We start from the raw sequence: 16,643 nt of genomic DNA, 5'->3' as shown, positions 1-16,643 counted from the left end.
CTTCTCATAAGCTGTTGTGCTTTTAACTTGAATAATTAATACAAGCAAGATGCTTGTGCTACTGTAACTTCAGGTTTTTTAATTATACAGTGAGTGCTGCACATTAGCTTACAAATGTATGTATTAAATATCTGAATGAAGATTTGATTATTCGCCGCAAGTTAGAAAATACTGATTTAGAAGATGTTGCTGTTTGTTCAGTTGTCAAGTTAGAGTTATTTTATGGTGCAATGAGAAGTGATAATCCTGATCAAGTTTGGGCAAAAGTAAAGTGATTTTTAGAAGTATTTATTTCTTTACCTTTAGATGATATTTCAGCTTTAAATGCAGGTAAAATGCGGGCGCAGTTAGCTAATATTGGGACTCCTATTGGTTATAATGATTTATTAATTGCCTCTATTGCATTGTCTCATAATTTGATTTTGGTGACTCATAATACTAAGGAATTTCTCAGAGTTGAAGGTTTGAAAATTGAAGATTGGGAAATTGAAGGATAGAATGCTTATTTGGAGGTGATCTATCGCTGATGAAAATCGGATATAAATGTTGGGTTTCGTTACCTCAACCCAACCTACTTCTTAAAAGGGAATATCTGGTACAATTTTCACAGGTCGCGGAGATGGTGCAGTTTTTTGATTTACATTAATATCTATTGTTGTTGTTTTTTCTTCTGCACTTACCCCTGTTTTAATACTTTCATTCTTATAAACTTCAGAAGGAAATTGAGTAACATCAAATAATTCTAAAAATTCATCAATAACATTAGCAGGATCATTTAAACATTCATTTGCTGTAAATCGTGTACAGGGAATACCATTTCTTTCAAAAAGTCTATCTCTTTGATGATCTTTTGCTGCTGACTGATGATATTCTTGTCCATCAACTTCTAGTATTCGTGAATTACCTTTATAATAAATCAAGAAATCGGCTTCTTTAGTCTCTGTTATTCCAATTCTAGTAGTGATTCGGCATCTAGCATTTGCAAAAAATAAAATTTTTCTTTTCTCTAGTTCTTCAGCAATTTTCTGTTCAGCAGGAGAACGTAATTGCAAACCATTCCATGTAAAAGGTTCATCTGTAGATCCAGAAGATTGATATTGTGGTTGTTCAGTAGGAATTAAACCTGGAGTTTTAGACTTTACAGCTTGATCTAACCTAACTTTTTCTCTATCATTATTGGTATATATTCTCCATGTATGTTGTGTTCTGTAACCGCCTGGTTGTCCTTTGTATTCAATAATATATGAACTGAGAATCATTCTCTGATCTGGTTTATTCCGAACATTAGCTGTTAGCCAATCTGAAGTCCAGGCTTGTTGGGGTGCAAGCCTTGATAAAACTTTTAACATTAAAGTTGTATCTAATGTATAATCTCCCATGCTGATTTTTACCCTCTTGTACTTAATTTTATTGAAATACTCAATTTATCTAGTTGTACAAATTTAATCCTTCACTAACGTTGAGTATGCCAAAATATTAGTATTTTAATCATACTGATATAAACGGATTTATACGGTTGTTTTATTAAAAAATACTAAGAAAAAAACCGGAAAAGATCGGAAAAAATTGAATAATATTCATCTATAATGGTTACAACCTTTACAATGTATAAATTATATGAATGTAAACGAAGTTGTAACATTTGTTGATAAGATAGTCTTTGAAAAAACTGGCAAGCATTTAGATGACGTTCAAGCTGCTGTAGTTCAGGGAACATGGGAAAGACGAACCTATGATGATATTGCACAAGAATGTAATGTTACTAAAAATCATGTCGGAGATATAGGCGCTGAATTATGGCAACTTTTATCTCAAGCATTAAATGAAGATATTAAAAAAACTAATTTCCGTTCTACATTAGAAAGAATATATATTAAATCATCTGAAAATTCTAATATTTATAATATAAATGGTACTAACAATTATTTTTATTATCCACAAACCTTAAATCATTCTCATCAAAAAACTCAAGAAACTAATATAAATACCCAATCTAAATTATCTCATCACGATTTAACTCTAGCACCCCAAATCATCAAGTTTCATAACAGAGAAACTGAACTACAAACCCTTAACTATTGGATATTAAACCAAACTACTAATTTAATCTCCATCTTAGGATTATCCGGTATTGGTAAAACCACCCTCGTTAAAAGATTTATAGACTTACATCAACAAAAGTTTGAAGTTATTATTTGGAGAAGTTTAAAATTTCCCAAATCCCTAAATTTACTAATTAACGACTTATTAAATACTTGTCAACAACAACCCAAAGCAACTATAAATGATAAATTAAAACAATTATTTGATATTCTCACAAATAAAAAATGTTTAATAATCCTTGATGATGTACAAAATATCTTTACTCCTCATCAATTTGCGGGAAAATATCAACCAGAATATCAAGACTATCAAACCTTATTCAAAATGATTACAGAAACCCAACATCAAAGTCATGTAATTTTAATCAGTCAAGAACAATGTCCAGAAATGGAATCTTTAGATGAAGAATTATATCCTATCAAATCTTTAGAACTATCAGGACTAGAAAATATAGATATTCTCAAAAATACCGGATTAAAAGATGAAGATACTTGGTTAAACTTAATGATATTATATACAGGTCATCCATTGTTTATAAAAACTATTGCCATCTCAATTAAAAAGATTTTTAATGGTAAAGTTAGTGAATTTTTAGCAGAAAATGAATTAATAATTACCCAAGAAATGCAATCTTTATTTAGCCAAATATTTCACAAAATATCACCCATTGAACAACAGATTATTTTAGCATTGAGTAAGTATAATCAACCCATATCCAGAGAAGATTTAAAAAGTAGGTTAGAATTATCTTCCACTAACTTTATTAATGGGTTAGAATCTCTACAAAAAAGGTATTTAATTCACAAAATTGAAAATGATAATATATTATTTGATTTATCTCCCCTTTTTAGGGAATATGTTAGAAATTTTTGTCAAGATTAATCTACATCATCCCAGCTTGAAAAATCTGATTTGCAGTTAAATTTAACTCAGAAAAAACTTGAGAAATAACCCGTTCATCATCTCTAAATTTACTTATTTGATATTCTCCATCTACCAAATTACAAACAGAAATAGTAGGTTGTTTAGGATTACCAATGAAATTACGTCCTCCTAAAGCTGCATAATCTACAATCCAATATTCAGCAATACCCATTTCCTCATAATCAGCATATTTCACATAATAATCATCACGCCAATTAGTGGAAACAAATTCAATGATTAAAGCTATGGAAGCCCCATAACTAATAACTGATTGTTTTTTCCATAATTGTTCATTAGCTAAATTCCCACGATTTAAAACTAACAAATCGGGAAAATAACCAGACTCTTTACCTTCTGGTCTAACTATAACTTGATTAGGTATCACATAAGGAAGATTTAAACCATCAATTTTAGCACTAATTTTGATAGTTAAAAACCCTTTGACTTCTTCATGATCTCCCACTGGTTGCGCCATTGTGACAATTTCTCCACGATGTAATTCATAACGTACATCGGAATTGTCAGGAAGCCAGTTAACAAATTCCTCCAATGTAACAATTTCAGTTAAGGTTTGAATCATGACTTTTAAGAATTATTGATGATGACAACATTATTAAGACTTACCCAGGAAGTCATCAAAAACTTAATTGTTTCGTAGGGGTAATTCATGAATTACCCCTACTTTCGTGATGTTTTCCGTAAGTCCTAATTATAACAGCATAACAGCCGTCAGTTTTGTATTTTAAGCTGATAGCTGATAGCTACTTTACTAACCGTACAAAATTCTTCTTACCCACCTGTAACACTTTACCATATAAATCATCAGGCTGAGAAAAACTTAAATCCGCATCAGTAATCTTATCACCATCTATCCTCACTCCACCTTCTTGAATTTTCCTTTTACCTTCGGCCGTACTTTTACATAAACCAGTAGCACCCAAAATAAAGGCTAATTTCGCAGGAAATTGAGGAATAGCAGCCACAGAATACTCCGGTAATGCTCCTACCTTACCACCACTTTTTGCAGCCTCTCTAGCCTCATTAGCTGCTTGTTCGCCGTGATACTGACGGACAATTTCCCAGGCTAAAAATTCCTGGCGATCGCGCGGATTTTCTGGCAAACTCTCCAAAGGTAAATCAGTCAACAACTCAAAATAGGACAACAGCAAATTATCAGGAACTCCTTGTAATTTCTGATACTTTTGGGCAGGATGTTCTGACAAACCCACATAATTATTTAAAGACTTAGACATTTTTTGCATACCATCAGTCCCAATCAAAATTGGTAATAATAAACCGAACTGAGGTTTTATGGCAAAATGACGTTGTAAATCTCTTCCCACCGCAATATTAAACTTTTGGTCAGTACCACCTAATTCCACATCTGCCTCTATTGCTACAGAATCATAACCTTGCATCAAAGGATACAGGAATTCATGGAGAAAAATCGGACTCTCTTGTTTATAACGTTCTGCAAAACCCTCTTTAGCTAACATCTGTCCTACAGTCATCGTAGATAATAATTCCAGAGTTTTGCCTAAGTCCAAATTAGACAGCCATTCTGAATTATATCTTACTTCCAAACGTCCAGGAGTATCAAAATCTAAAATCGGTCTAACTTGATCAAGATAGGTCTGAGCGTTTTTAGCCACTTCAGCCTCCGTTAGTTGTCGACGTACCTCAGATTTACCCGTAGGATCACCAATTCTGGCGGTAAAATCGCCTATAATTAAAACAGCAGTATGGCCAGCATCTTGAAAAGCCCGTAACTTCCGTACAGGAATACTATGACCAAGATGAATATCGGCTCCTGTAGGGTCAATGCCTAACTTTACCCTTAAAGGGCGATCGCCATTTAATAACCGTTTTTCCAAACTTTCTGATACAGTATCATCATCATGGGGTTGAGGAAAAATTTCTGCCACACCACGACGCAACCAAGAAACATTTTGCGTCATACTAAAAAATTCACTTTTAATTACACTATCCACATTAAAAGTTAAGTTTATAATGTTTACTGGCAAATTATCCATCTTTTACTATGGCAAATACTATAATTGCAAAAAACTAACTATTTTTAGAGGAGTCAGGAGATTAAGGAGTCAGTAGGAATTTAGCACTGTTCATTGGTGTCAACTTAATGTACAGCCCATGTAAGGCCGTTCCATGAAACATTCATGAAACATTTCTACCGGGAATGAATTAGCAGTCTAATAGCAAAAGTCATCTAAAACTCAAGAACTCGAAAATTTTTTAGTAAACTTTACTTTACTTATTAGCCTGGAAATGAATTTCCACAGCGGGCGTGTCAGCTAAACAAATAAGCCATCTGTAGCTTAAATTGACACCAATAATCACTGTCAAACCCGTACAAGGAGTTCCACTTTTAAATTTTGACTTCACTAAAGTCAAAAATCAGTGAACAATTAAAGTTTTGCATTTTTACCAATTAACAACCTATCTAATTACATTAACACTTACAAGTGAGGAAATAAAATCGCCGTGTCGTCTAGCACCTATAATCAACCATCACAAGAACAAATCTCATCTCAAGGTAGCTTTTTTAAAGGAGTTGCCCAAGTCACAGGTACTACTCTGTTATCCATCACATTGCTGACAAGCTCCATTGTAGCAGGTGGACTAGTGGGGTTGGCCATTAGTTTTCGTAACTTACCAGATGTTAGACAAATCAAAAACTTCTTTCCCTCAGAAACTACCTATATATACGATATTAAAGGAAAACTTTTAAGCAGTGTTCATGGTGAAGCTAACCGTGAAGTAGTACCGTTAAATAGAATTTCTCCTAACCTTAAACGTGCCGTTTTAGCCAGTGAAGATGGTCACTTTTATCAACATCATGGTATTAACCCCAGTGGTGTAGGTCGGGCAATAGTAGTTAATATGGTAGCAGGTGGTGTGAAAGAAGGTGGTTCTACCATCACCATGCAGTTGGTCAAAAACCTATTTTTATCACAGAAACGCGCTTTTACGAGAAAATTGGCAGAAGCTGTATTAGCAATTCGTTTAGAACAGATTTTGGAGAAAAATGAGATATTAGAAATGTACCTCAACCAAGTATATTGGGGCCATAACAACTATGGTGTACAAACCGCGGCACGCAGTTACTTTAACAAGTCTGCTGAAGTCTTAACTTTAGGTGAATCAGCCATGATGGCAGGTTTAATTCAAGCACCAGAGGAATTTAGTCCTTTTGCCAGTATGGAAAAAGCTAAACAGAAGCAAAAAGAAGTGCTTGGGCGGATGCGCGACTTAAACTGGATCACTCAAAAAGAATATGATAACGCTCTCAATGAGAAAATTAAACTCGGTAAAATCCGATCATTTCAAGGTAGCGCTTTACCCTACATTACTAATACTGTAGCCCAGGAAATAGTCAGAGATAAAGATTTAGGCCGGGAGAAATTACTCAAAGGTGGAATGCGTATCCAAACTACCGTTGATGCCAAATTCCAAAAGATGGCCGAAGAAACCGTGAGTAAGTGGCATGAAATATTACTTGGTCAAGGTTTATCAAAAAACCAAATGGCTTTAGTATCTATTGATCCCCGCACTCACTTTATCAAGGCTTTGGTAGGTGGTGTAGACTCTAAAACAAGCGAGTTTAACCGAGCTACGCAAGCCCAAAGACAACCAGGTTCTTCCTTTAAACCTTTTGTTTATTATGCTGCCTTCGCTACAGGTAAATATGGACCTGATTCTACGGTAATTGACGCTCCTGTGGGTTATCGAGATGGTAATGGTTGGTACTATCCCAGAAATTATGATGGTGGATTTTCTGGTGCTATGTCTATTCGTACTGCATTAGCTCAGTCCCGCAATATCCCAGTAATTAAGCTGGGTAAAGCGGTGGGAATGAACAAAGTTATTGATACCTGTCGCACTTTAGGTATTATGAGTCCTATGGAACCTGTGACATCTTTACCTTTAGGTGCTATTGGTGTAACTCCGTTAGAAATGGCTAGTGCCTATGCTACCTTTGCTAATTATGGTTGGCAGTCGCCAACTACGGTTATTGCCCGCATTACAGACAGCACGGGTAATGTTATTCGTGATAACACTCCTAAACCTAAGCAAGTGCTTGATCCTTGGGCTTCAGCAGCAATTATAGATGCCATGCAATCTGTTGTTACTAGTGGTACTGGTAAGAACGCGGCTATTGATCGTCCTGCGGCTGGTAAAACCGGAACGACTTCTTCTGAAAAAGATATTTGGTTTGTGGGTACTGTGCCTCAGTTAACTACTGCTGTATGGGTTGGGAGAGATGATAACCGACAATTATCCAGTGGTGCAACTGGTGGTGTGATGGTTGCTCCTATTTGGCGAGATTTTATGACTGAAGCTCTTAAGGGTGTACCTGTGGAGAATTTTAAGTCTCCATCTCAATTTCCACGTCCTAAGTCAAATTAAGGTGGGGGGTAAGGTGTAAAATTTTACCATTATTAAACCACTTATGATTGCTTTTCTAGTTCTTTTTTCATTCTTTCCAGGGTCATATTCATTTGATCAAACATTTGTTGAGGTGTCATACCAAATTGACCTAATTGGGTTTTTAGCTGTTCTATAGTCATTTGTGCCATAAAGTCTTCGGATAGTTCAAAACGCTTCATAAAGACGCGATATCTGTCCATTAATGTTTCCATTTGCTCGATAAAGAGTTTTTTACCTTCTCGATCAAATTTGCCATAACTGTTACCAAGTGTTATTAATGATTGATAGTCTTCAAATAAGTGTTTAGCTTCATCTTGGACTATTTCAGAATCAAAGAACCCCATATTATTTCTCCTATGCTGAATGTTTGTACTCAGTAGCTTGATATTTTCTCTCTACCTACATTTTACTTTAGTAGATTAATTTCGGAAATATTCTTGAGTATTGGTACGGTTTTTTACCCAAATTTCACCACTTGACGTAGAAGAGGAGTCAGGAGTCATGGAGTCAGTATTGGTTTAGCAATAGACATCTCCGATAATTAAATTAAATGTCCATAAACACCAAACCCTTGTAGGGACAATTCATGAATTGTCCTTAGATTCATTTTCACTCCTATGTCTATTATCTAAAATTTTGATAGCTGCTTGATACTGAATATCTGTATCTGTTCCTATTTGTTCACGAGTGATAGATGGTTGAGAAACTAGTTGATCTGGTTTAATGCCTAATTTGTTAATATCTCGATGATTAGGAGTTTCATATTTAGCAATTGTTACTGCTAAACCCGAACCATCAGATAATTCAAATAAAGACTGTATTAAACCTTTACCAAAGGTAGTTTCTCCCACCAATAAAGCGCGATGATTGTCTTGTAATGCACCTGCTAAAATTTCACTAGCACTGGCGGTTCCTTGATTCACTAAAATAATCAAGGGATCATTAGTTAAAGCCGGACCGTAGGCTTCATAACTGCCTTGAATACCTTGACGATTGACTGTATACACCACTGTACCAGAATTTAACCATAACTTAGCTATTTCTACTCCTGCTTGTAATAGTCCACCAGGGTTATTTCTTAAGTCAAGTATATACTCTGTCGCGCCTTGTTGTTCTAATTTGCTGATAGCGTGTGCTATTTCGCTAGTTGCATTAGCATTAAACTGGCTTAAACGTAAATAACCAAGAAGTGATCCTTCCGGGGATAAACGTAATTCTGATATAACTGGATTTAGTTCTATTTTATCCCGTACTAAAGTTACTTCTTTAATTATTTCTTGATTTTCCAGACCATCTCTGGCAATTAACAAAGTTACTACAGTTCCAATTTGTCCACGCATTTTATATGCTGCTTCATCAAGGGTTAAATTTTTAGTTGACACACCTTCAATTTCTAAAATTCGATCATGAGGAAGTAAACCTGCTTTTTCGGCAGGAGAATTAGCAATAGGTGTAATTACTTCTAAATTACCACTTTCAGGATTTAATAAGATTTGTAAACCTATCCCTGTCAACTCTCCAGAAGTATTAACCTGTAAACTGCGGTATTTTTCGGGTTCAAGAAAGCGTGTAAAGGGATCATTAAGGCTTTTAAGCATTTCTGTAATTGCTAAATAAGCAGTTTCTTTATTAGATAAATTTTTGAGTGCTTTTTGGCGAATACTTACCCAATCTTGATGATTGAAAGTACCATCTAAATAAGAACGATTAACAATACGCCATACTTCATAAACTAATTTTTGTTCTGATGTTAAGGCTGATGCGGTAGGGATAGAAAAACCTGCCATGAGAGAGAAAATCAATAGGAGTAAAGATCCTAGCCGTATAATCCGTTGTTTAATAAAACTGAGTTTTCGTGTCATTGTCAAACCAAACTTGCTAAAAATTATCAGTTACTTGATAGAGGATGAAATCTATCTCTTGATTATGTTACTTTTTTTATAGAGCAGCTGCATTTTTCTCATAAAGTTGTTAATGGCGGTAGCTTATCCAGGAATCATTTCATCTTCCTTGGGAAGTAAAAATAAATTTCTAGGTTGATCTAGGTTTATCTGACTGCAAATCAACGGTAGAATTTTGTTAGGTAGTCTCTCATTTAAGAAGTGATTACCAACAGAACTTATCAACGACAATCTATTTTTTTAGGACTTTGAGATTGTATGGCCAACGTTTACGACTGGTTTGAAGAACGGTTAGACTTAGAAGCGATCGCTGAAGATGTAAGTAGTAAATATGTTCCACCTCATGTGAACATCTTTTACTGTTTAGGCGGAATTACATTAGTATGCTTCTTGATCCAGTTTGCTACTGGATTTGCAATGACATTCTATTACAAGCCTACAGTAGCCGAGGCTTTTTCTTCAGTACAGTACATCATGAATGAAGTTAACTTCGGTTGGTTAATTCGCTCCATTCACAAGTGGTCAGCGAGTATGATGGTACTAATGATGATCCTCCACGTTTTCCGGGTATATTTAACTGGTGGTTTCAAAAGACCACGGGAATTAACCTGGGTAAGTGGTGTGATCATGGCTGTAATAACTGTGTCCTTTGGTGTAACTGGTTATTCTTTACCTTGGGACCAAGTTGGTTACTGGGCGGTTAAAATTGTAAGTGGTGTACCTGAAGCTATTCCTGTAGTTGGTGTCCTTATCTCTGACTTACTGCGTGGAGGTTCTAGCGTTGGTCAAGCTACATTAACTCGTTACTATAGCGCTCATACCTTCGTTTTACCTTGGTTATTAGCAGTCTTTATGTTGTTCCACTTCTTAATGATTCGGAAACAAGGTATTTCTGGACCATTGTAATTTCATCATCATGTATATCATGTAGATGATAGGTAGTTGTAGTTTTCAGATAATAATTGTTTGTTTTAAACTAAGAATAAATAAGTTCTCAGTTGCCAACAAACATTCTGAAAACTCAAGCCTAATTTAGAAGTGGTCAGGCTTCTGCAAAACTGATATTTTTCACTAAGACTTTAACTTTACTTAAAAGTATGTCAATCCAAAAAAAACCTGATCTAACTGATCCCGTTCTCAGAGCTAAATTGGCGAAAAATATGGGTCACAATTACTATGGTGAACCAGCTTGGCCTAATGACTTGCTCTATATCTTCCCAGTGGTAATTATGGGATCTTTCGCCTGTATAGTATGTTTAGCAGTGTTAGATCCTGCAATGGTAGGCGAAAAGGCTAACCCCTTTGCTACTCCTTTGGAAATTTTGCCAGAGTGGTATTTATTCCCAGTATTCCAAATTTTGCGATCGCTACCTAATAAACTATTGGGTGTATTAGCAATGGCTTCTGTACCTTTGGGTTTAATTCTCGTTCCCTTCCTAGAAAGTGTGAATAAGTTTCAAAACCCCTTCCGTCGTCCTGTAGCTACCACAGTATTCTTGTTTGGTACTTTGGTGACTGTTTGGTTAGGTATTGGTGCTGCACTACCTTTAGATAAGTCTTTGACTTTAGGATTGTTCTAAATATAGCAGTCAGGAGGGAATAGGAAGGATAAGAGTAAAAATTCTGACTCCTTGAACTCCTGACTCCTTGAAGTCCTAGATAACTTAATTTATTTTCTATCAAGTCAAGGTCAATGCTTAACATGGTCAAGCAAGACCATCAAACTGTAAAAAGCGAACTCGGTCTTTTAAACTATGTCCAAGAATGGTTTGAAGAGTTTTGTCACAAAAATTTACCTGAATATGGCTGGACAGATAGCCAAATTTATCGTTTAAACTTAGCATTAGCAGAAGGTTTCACTAACGCTGTACGTCATGCTCATCACGCTTTACCCTCAGATACAAATATAGATATTCAGGTTAGTTTGTGGAATGACCGCGTAGAAGTGAGAATTTGGGACTATGGACAACCTTTTGATCCTAACGTAATTGATGAGCCAGAACCAGGTACTTTACAAGTAGGTGGTTATGGTTGGTTTCTTTTGCGTCGTTTAGCTGATAAGGTTGTTTATCAACGTGATTCTCATAATAGAAACTGTTTATTAATTGTTAAATATTGTGCACAAAAATAGATATTTCCTGATATTAAATATTCAAAAGTCAAAAGGAAGATAGTATAGGCTTTTGAATGACTTAAAATGGTTGGTTTATTTACGCCAAGCTGTACTAGTACAGTTATCATCAGATTTAGGCATGAGCGATCGCGTTATTTTTTCTGGTTTTGTTCCTACGGAAGACTTGGTTTTGCATTATCGTCTTGTAGATGGTTTACGGAAGATAAGCTGTTGTGTCTTTAACTTGAATGAATAATTAATACAAGCAAGATGCTTGTGCTACTGTAACTTCAGGTTTTTTAATTATACAGTTTAGCCGCACATTAGCTTACTACTTCATTACTGGCAAAAGTTCGTTATTCTCAAATTACATCCACTAGCACAAATAGCAAAAGTGAAAAATATGAATTTTAAAAACTTACAATTAGATTTTGAACAGGTTCGTCCTTGGTTAACTTTATTAATAATCGCTTGGATTATAACATCATTAGGTTTAGGTTGGCTAGTCAAGTCTTTATTGTTTATTTTTGGTTTAATATTATTTTTGCCTATCGTGCTTTTTTTTGGTTTGCGGTGGTGGTTAAGCAAAAGTATAATTACTGATAAATGTCCTATGTGTGGTCATGAACAAACTGCGTTGAATAATAGTCAATTTCAATGTATGAACTGTGGAGAAATTTTATCAGTGACAAATAATCATTTTCAAAGATTTGCTCCGGATGGTACTATTGATGTTACAGCGGTGGAAGTACAAGCAAAGTCTTTGGAAGACTAAAAGCAGTCAGCAGTTAGCTTTCATCCATATATTACACAACGCATTATACAGATTAATTTCTGTATTCTTTTGCTATTTTCTGTATGCCTTATTAATCCCAATATTTAGTAGATAAGAGATATTAATATTTTGGGTCATCATTTTACCTCAATACCTCAATAAATTATATTAGTGTAAGCAATATGCTGATATACTACTATATTACTAATATGTTATATACTAATAAAATATATGTTAGTGTAAGCATCTTGCTTGCATCTGTTATGCAAATTAAAAACAACACAGCTTATAGTATTTGCTAGTCTAAAAAAGTACAAAAGTATTTATGATTAATTGGGTTTAGCTATGGTTTGTACACGTCATCTAAGTTAAAAGTGAAAATAATTACATAGTGAGCGATCGCTTATTCAACTAAGAAAAGCGATCGCTAACATTGCTAAACTAGCAAATGCAAATAACTAACAGTGGTACTAACTAAATGATGTGTAATAGGTAGACTATCTACCACCATTCCTAAACATAATAACATCATGTAAGAAATGGAATATAAAAACAACTCTCTAGCAATTGTTTTATCTTGAGGGTTTTGTAATAACCGCCAAGACTTGTGAACAAATACACCACCCAAAGTTAAAGCAATGACTACATATACAATACCACTAGCGTGTAACGGATAAAATAGTAATACGGTAGCTGTAACAGTAATTATGGTATAAAACCAAATTTGACGTACAGTGGCCTGATCTCCAACTACCACAGGTAACATCGGTATTCCCACCTTAGCATAATCATCACGGATCATTAAAGCTAAAGCCCAAAAATGGGGAGGAGTCCATAGGAAGACGATGGCAAAAAGCAACCACGCTGTCCAACTTAAAGTATCTGTGACTGCTGCCCAGCCTACTAAAGCAGGTATAGCACCCGCCGCACCACCAATAACAATGTTGTGGGTGCTATGACGTTTTAACAAATGAGTATAGATCAAAACATAGAATACTATACCAGAAAAAGCTAAAACGGCTGCAAGTAGATTAGCGAATACTGTAAGAGTAGTAAAAGAGACAACAGCTAAAGCAATGGCAAAAATCAAAGCATCCCTGGGTTGTATTCTGCCAGAAGGCATAGGACGGTGGCGCGTCCGTTCCATATCATAATCTATATCTCGATCATAGATACAGTTAATAGTTTGAGCACTAGCTGCTGCTAAAGTGCCTCCAATCATTGTGATAATTAATAGCCAAGGATCAACTTCACCTTTAGCCGCTATCCACATACTACCGGCAGTGGTGATTAATAGTAAGGGGATAATGCGAGGCTTAGTTAATTGGTAATAGCTTTGAACCACCTGTAAGAATGTATCGTGGTGGCGACGAGAGACGTTACTCTCAACCATAGTGACTCTCTTTCCTTATTGTTGATGAACTAGCTATCTAGTATGGTGAAGTGTGGGATGTGAAAATACTTACTCGTAACTCCTTTTATCAGATTGATACAAATCTAGAAAGTGCAGAGAATACTTGTATCATTGATTAAGAATTGGTATAACTAGCTGCTGATAGCTGACTTCTGACTGCCATTATGAAATAAATCACGCACAGACAAAACCGTAAACACTACCAAAGTACCTAATAAAGTAGCACCTATAGCTTGGTGAGAAACAGTTAAAGGTTCAACTTGTAGATGTAAGCGAAATGTAGCCATACCTAAAAGTAGCTGTAAAATCAACAAACTACCTGCCATATTTGCCAACCTGCGTAAAACGGGGTGTAAGGCTGGTGTTTTCCAAGAAATGAGTACAACTGCCAAAGTTGCTATTGTGGGGGGTACTAAGCCGAAAATATGGCTGTACATCACATCACAAAGTTCATCTCCTGCAAAACATTGATGTAAAGCCCAACGAGAACCTACTAAAGCACCTAAAAGACTTTGCAAATAGACGAAAGTTACTGCACTTAAACCCACCCAAGGTAATTTACCGACATTTCCCGTACCTTGATAGGGAGTTAAAGCTGTACCAATAACTAACAAAGTCATGAAAAATAATAAAGCTGTACCTAAATGGGCTGTGACAATATCAAAACGTAATAATTCTGTCACCGTGAGGCCGCCTAATATGCCTTGAAAGACAATTAAGAACAGTGCAAAAGTAGCAGCCCAAGGTAGCCAACCAGGTAAAGAACGACGATACCACCAAGATAAACCAGATAAAGCGATCGCACTTATGCCAATTAAAGCAGCATCCAAACGATGAAACCATTCCAGAAATACCTGGAGATTCATTTGTTTAGCTGGAACTAATTCGCCATAGCATAAAGGCCAGTCAGGACAGGCTAAACCGGCATTCATTACCCTGGTAGCACTGCCTATAGCCATTAAAACTAAGGTGGCTATGGATATTTTCCACACTAACCGCCGAATTAAATCTTGGGCTTGTGTTTGGGCAACCACAGGGGGTTTACCTCTACCCGTTTCATTGTGTTGATTTTGTGGTTCTAAGACAAATTCACTCATTCACAATACCTTTGTTCACCAGTTTTTGCTTGAATTTGTTGAATACAGCTATTTTCAGGTCTATAAACCACAGTTTTTATTTCCTGTGAATAAGCATTAACTAAGGGAAGTAAAAAATACTTTATTAGCAAATGCAAATTAGTAAAAGGAAGTATAAGGTACATTAGAAACACAGAAATTAATATGTGGTTTAAATAGTTGAAAACTGCTGTAATTCTCTATTTCGATGGTCTAGCTAATATGCACCTAGTTTATTTGTCAGACAGAATGACGATTAACTGACTCTTATACTTTGGATCAATTTAGCTAGTTTTAGCTGTAAGAATTTGTGCTTTTTTTTAAAATGAGAGTAATTAATCAGTAATTGATCAGCACTAGTTAACTAAAAATCCTGAAATTTTCCTTAAATTTTTTTACTAAAGGTCATGGTTTGTTAACAAGATAATTCGAGATATGGATCTACGTTGTACTAGTAAATAGCTTATAAATAGGATGTTAATGCAAAAAATTAATAAAGATTTCACACCAATGGCAATTAGATTCGTTAGGCTAAACTAGCCTAGTAAGTAGAAGATCGAGGAGTAAGTAAAATACTTATTGCTGTGAACTTAACGTAAAACCCATAGCCCGACTGGGAATTTATTCCCAGTCCGATAGCAAAAGTCATCTAGAGATGACTAAATAACCACAATATTGTTTATTAGTTTACTTTAGTAAACTTTAGCTATTAGCCACGAAATGAATTTCATAGCGGGTGTATAAACTAAACAAATCAGCGATTTGTAGCTGATAGCGTAAGCTAATAGTGTCGTTTATGGGGACTCCTGACGGCTGACTACTTATTAACAACATAATCAATTCATGGGACTCTGCCGTGAAAATTCCACGTTCTATTTGGACTTTACTTATTGGTATTGTTCTTACCCTCGCTAGTTTGTGGTATGGACAAAATAATGGACTTATGCCCGTAGCTGCCTCCGATGAAGCTGTGTTGGTAGATGGTCTATTTAACAGTATGGTGACTGTCTCCTTCGGCATATTTGTGATTGTAGAAAGTGTTTTAATTTACTCTGCTTTCAAATATCGTCGTCGTCCAGGTGACAATGAAGATGGTCCACATATTGAAGGTAATATACCTTTAGAAATTCTCTGGACTGCGATCCCTGCAATTATCGTTCTCGGTATTTCTGTCTACAGTTTTGAAGTTTATAATGCTTCTGGTGGTTTTGATCCCCATGGTGGTCATGATGCACCAATAATGGCACAGTTATCTTCATTAAAACCAGATACTATGGCGGCTATGCCTATGTCCACTAGTCATAACTCCCATTCCCATAGCCCTGGCGCTACTTTAATTCAATCAGAAGAAGATCAACCCGCAGAATATACTGCTGACTTAAATATCAGTGTTTCTGCTATGCAGTATGCTTGGTTATTTACTTACAATGATACCGGTATTACTACTGGTGAGTTACATCTTCCCATTGGCAAAACTGTAGAAATCAGCATGACTGCTAGTGATGTAATCCATGCTTTTTGGATACCAGAGTTTCGCATGAAACAAGATGCGATCCCCGGTAGAGAAAGTAAATTCCGGTTTACACCTAGAAAACCAGGTGATTATGAGGTCATCTGTGCTGAATTATGTGGACCTTATCACGGTGTGATGAAAACTCCTGTAGTGGTAGAAGCACAAGCAGATTTTGATAAATGGATGCAAGAACAACTAGTAGCTAATAAAGATCATCTCAATGAAACTGTAGCTATGAATCCTAGCGACATGACGGCGGATCAATTTCTTGCCCCTTATATCAAAGATATGGGCATTAATACTCAATCGCTACATCAGTTGCATCAATAAAATCCT

At 35.7% G+C, this 16,643-nt stretch carries 17 protein-coding genes; 10 read left to right on the top strand and 7 right to left on the bottom strand.

Annotated elements, in window-relative coordinates:
- Positions 1–143 precede the first annotated feature (143 nt).
- Both H6F32_RS21075 and H6F32_RS21070 read left to right on the top strand, forming a co-directional pair.
- A complete protein-coding gene (locus tag H6F32_RS21075; RefSeq protein ID WP_313926621.1) occupies positions 144–275 on the top strand; it encodes a hypothetical protein in 132 nt (43 codons plus the stop codon).
- 15 nt (positions 276–290) lie between these two features.
- Positions 291–497 carry a PIN domain-containing protein gene (locus tag H6F32_RS21070; RefSeq protein WP_395939593.1) on the top strand — a complete coding sequence of 69 codons (207 nt, stop codon included), beginning with the start codon at positions 291–293 and terminating at the stop codon, positions 495–497.
- Between the two features lie 81 nt (positions 498–578).
- Here the strand turns inward: H6F32_RS21070 and H6F32_RS10000 are convergent, their stop codons facing one another.
- Entirely contained in the window at positions 579–1,379 is an 801-nt protein-coding gene (locus H6F32_RS10000; protein WP_190369185.1) for a DUF559 domain-containing protein, read from the bottom strand.
- Positions 1,380–1,617: 238 nt separating this feature from the next.
- Between H6F32_RS10000 and H6F32_RS09995 the strand changes: the two genes are divergently transcribed.
- Positions 1,618–2,985, top strand: a complete 1,368-nt coding sequence (locus H6F32_RS09995; protein ID WP_190369184.1) for an ATP-binding protein — start codon at positions 1,618–1,620, stop codon at positions 2,983–2,985.
- 1 nt (position 2,986) lies between these two features.
- On the opposite strand, the gene H6F32_RS09990 is transcribed toward H6F32_RS09995, so the two are convergent.
- Positions 2,987–3,607, bottom strand: coding sequence for a Uma2 family endonuclease (locus H6F32_RS09990; RefSeq protein WP_190369183.1), 621 nt, complete (start codon positions 3,605–3,607; stop codon positions 2,987–2,989).
- A 181-nt stretch (positions 3,608–3,788) separates the two neighbouring features.
- On the bottom strand, positions 3,789–4,985 hold the full coding sequence (gene tyrS, locus H6F32_RS09985; RefSeq protein WP_190369214.1) for a tyrosine--tRNA ligase: 1,197 nt from the start codon (positions 4,983–4,985) through the stop codon (positions 3,789–3,791).
- Between the two features lie 544 nt (positions 4,986–5,529).
- On the opposite strand from tyrS, the gene H6F32_RS09980 reads away from it, so the two are divergent.
- Complete coding sequence (locus tag H6F32_RS09980; RefSeq protein ID WP_190369182.1) at positions 5,530–7,455, top strand: transglycosylase domain-containing protein; 1,926 nt, start codon at positions 5,530–5,532, stop codon at positions 7,453–7,455.
- 41 nt (positions 7,456–7,496) lie between these two features.
- Here the strand turns inward: H6F32_RS09980 and H6F32_RS09975 are convergent, their stop codons facing one another.
- Positions 7,497–7,820, bottom strand: coding sequence for a DUF1825 family protein (locus H6F32_RS09975; RefSeq protein WP_190369181.1), 324 nt, complete (start codon positions 7,818–7,820; stop codon positions 7,497–7,499).
- 240 nt (positions 7,821–8,060) lie between these two features.
- On the bottom strand, positions 8,061–9,338 hold the full coding sequence (ctpA, locus tag H6F32_RS09970) for a carboxyl-terminal processing protease CtpA (protein ID WP_190369180.1): 1,278 nt from the start codon (positions 9,336–9,338) through the stop codon (positions 8,061–8,063).
- A gap of 297 nt (positions 9,339–9,635) precedes the next feature.
- On the opposite strand from ctpA, the gene petB reads away from it, so the two are divergent.
- The 5 genes from petB (at position 9,636) to H6F32_RS09945 (ending at position 12,265) form a co-directional block, all read left to right on the top strand.
- The gene (petB, locus tag H6F32_RS09965; RefSeq protein WP_190369179.1) at positions 9,636–10,283 is read left to right on the top strand and encodes a cytochrome b6; all 648 of its coding nucleotides are present in this window, start codon (positions 9,636–9,638) and stop codon (positions 10,281–10,283) included.
- Between the two features lie 191 nt (positions 10,284–10,474).
- Positions 10,475–10,957 (top strand): cytochrome b6-f complex subunit IV, encoded by a 483-nt coding sequence (gene petD, locus H6F32_RS09960; protein ID WP_190369178.1) that lies wholly within the window; start codon positions 10,475–10,477, stop codon positions 10,955–10,957.
- Between the two features lie 113 nt (positions 10,958–11,070).
- Positions 11,071–11,508 (top strand): anti-sigma regulatory factor, encoded by a 438-nt coding sequence (locus H6F32_RS09955; RefSeq protein WP_190369177.1) that lies wholly within the window; start codon positions 11,071–11,073, stop codon positions 11,506–11,508.
- 52 nt (positions 11,509–11,560) lie between these two features.
- Complete coding sequence (locus H6F32_RS09950) at positions 11,561–11,746, top strand: hypothetical protein (RefSeq protein ID WP_190369176.1); 186 nt, start codon at positions 11,561–11,563, stop codon at positions 11,744–11,746.
- A 147-nt stretch (positions 11,747–11,893) separates the two neighbouring features.
- Positions 11,894–12,265, top strand: a complete 372-nt coding sequence (locus H6F32_RS09945) for a DUF2614 family zinc ribbon-containing protein (RefSeq protein WP_190369175.1) — start codon at positions 11,894–11,896, stop codon at positions 12,263–12,265.
- Between the two features lie 436 nt (positions 12,266–12,701).
- Here the strand turns inward: H6F32_RS09945 and H6F32_RS09940 are convergent, their stop codons facing one another.
- Together H6F32_RS09940 and H6F32_RS09935 are read right to left on the bottom strand one after the other, a co-directional pair.
- The gene (locus H6F32_RS09940; protein WP_190369174.1) at positions 12,702–13,658 is read right to left on the bottom strand and encodes a heme o synthase; all 957 of its coding nucleotides are present in this window, start codon (positions 13,656–13,658) and stop codon (positions 12,702–12,704) included.
- A gap of 152 nt (positions 13,659–13,810) precedes the next feature.
- Entirely contained in the window at positions 13,811–14,776 is a 966-nt protein-coding gene (locus H6F32_RS09935) for a heme A synthase (RefSeq protein ID WP_190369173.1), read from the bottom strand.
- 874 nt (positions 14,777–15,650) lie between these two features.
- Here H6F32_RS09935 and H6F32_RS09930 point away from each other — a divergent pair.
- Complete coding sequence (locus H6F32_RS09930) at positions 15,651–16,637, top strand: cytochrome c oxidase subunit II (RefSeq protein ID WP_190369172.1); 987 nt, start codon at positions 15,651–15,653, stop codon at positions 16,635–16,637.
- The last annotated feature ends 6 nt before the right edge of the window (positions 16,638–16,643 follow it).

This window comes from Anabaena sp. FACHB-1237, from assembly GCF_014696225.1.
Taxonomy (GTDB): Bacteria; Cyanobacteriota; Cyanobacteriia; order Cyanobacteriales; family Nostocaceae; genus FACHB-1237.
The sequence above is the reverse complement of the archived record's forward strand: the minus strand, read 5'-3'. Positions and strand labels throughout refer to the sequence as shown.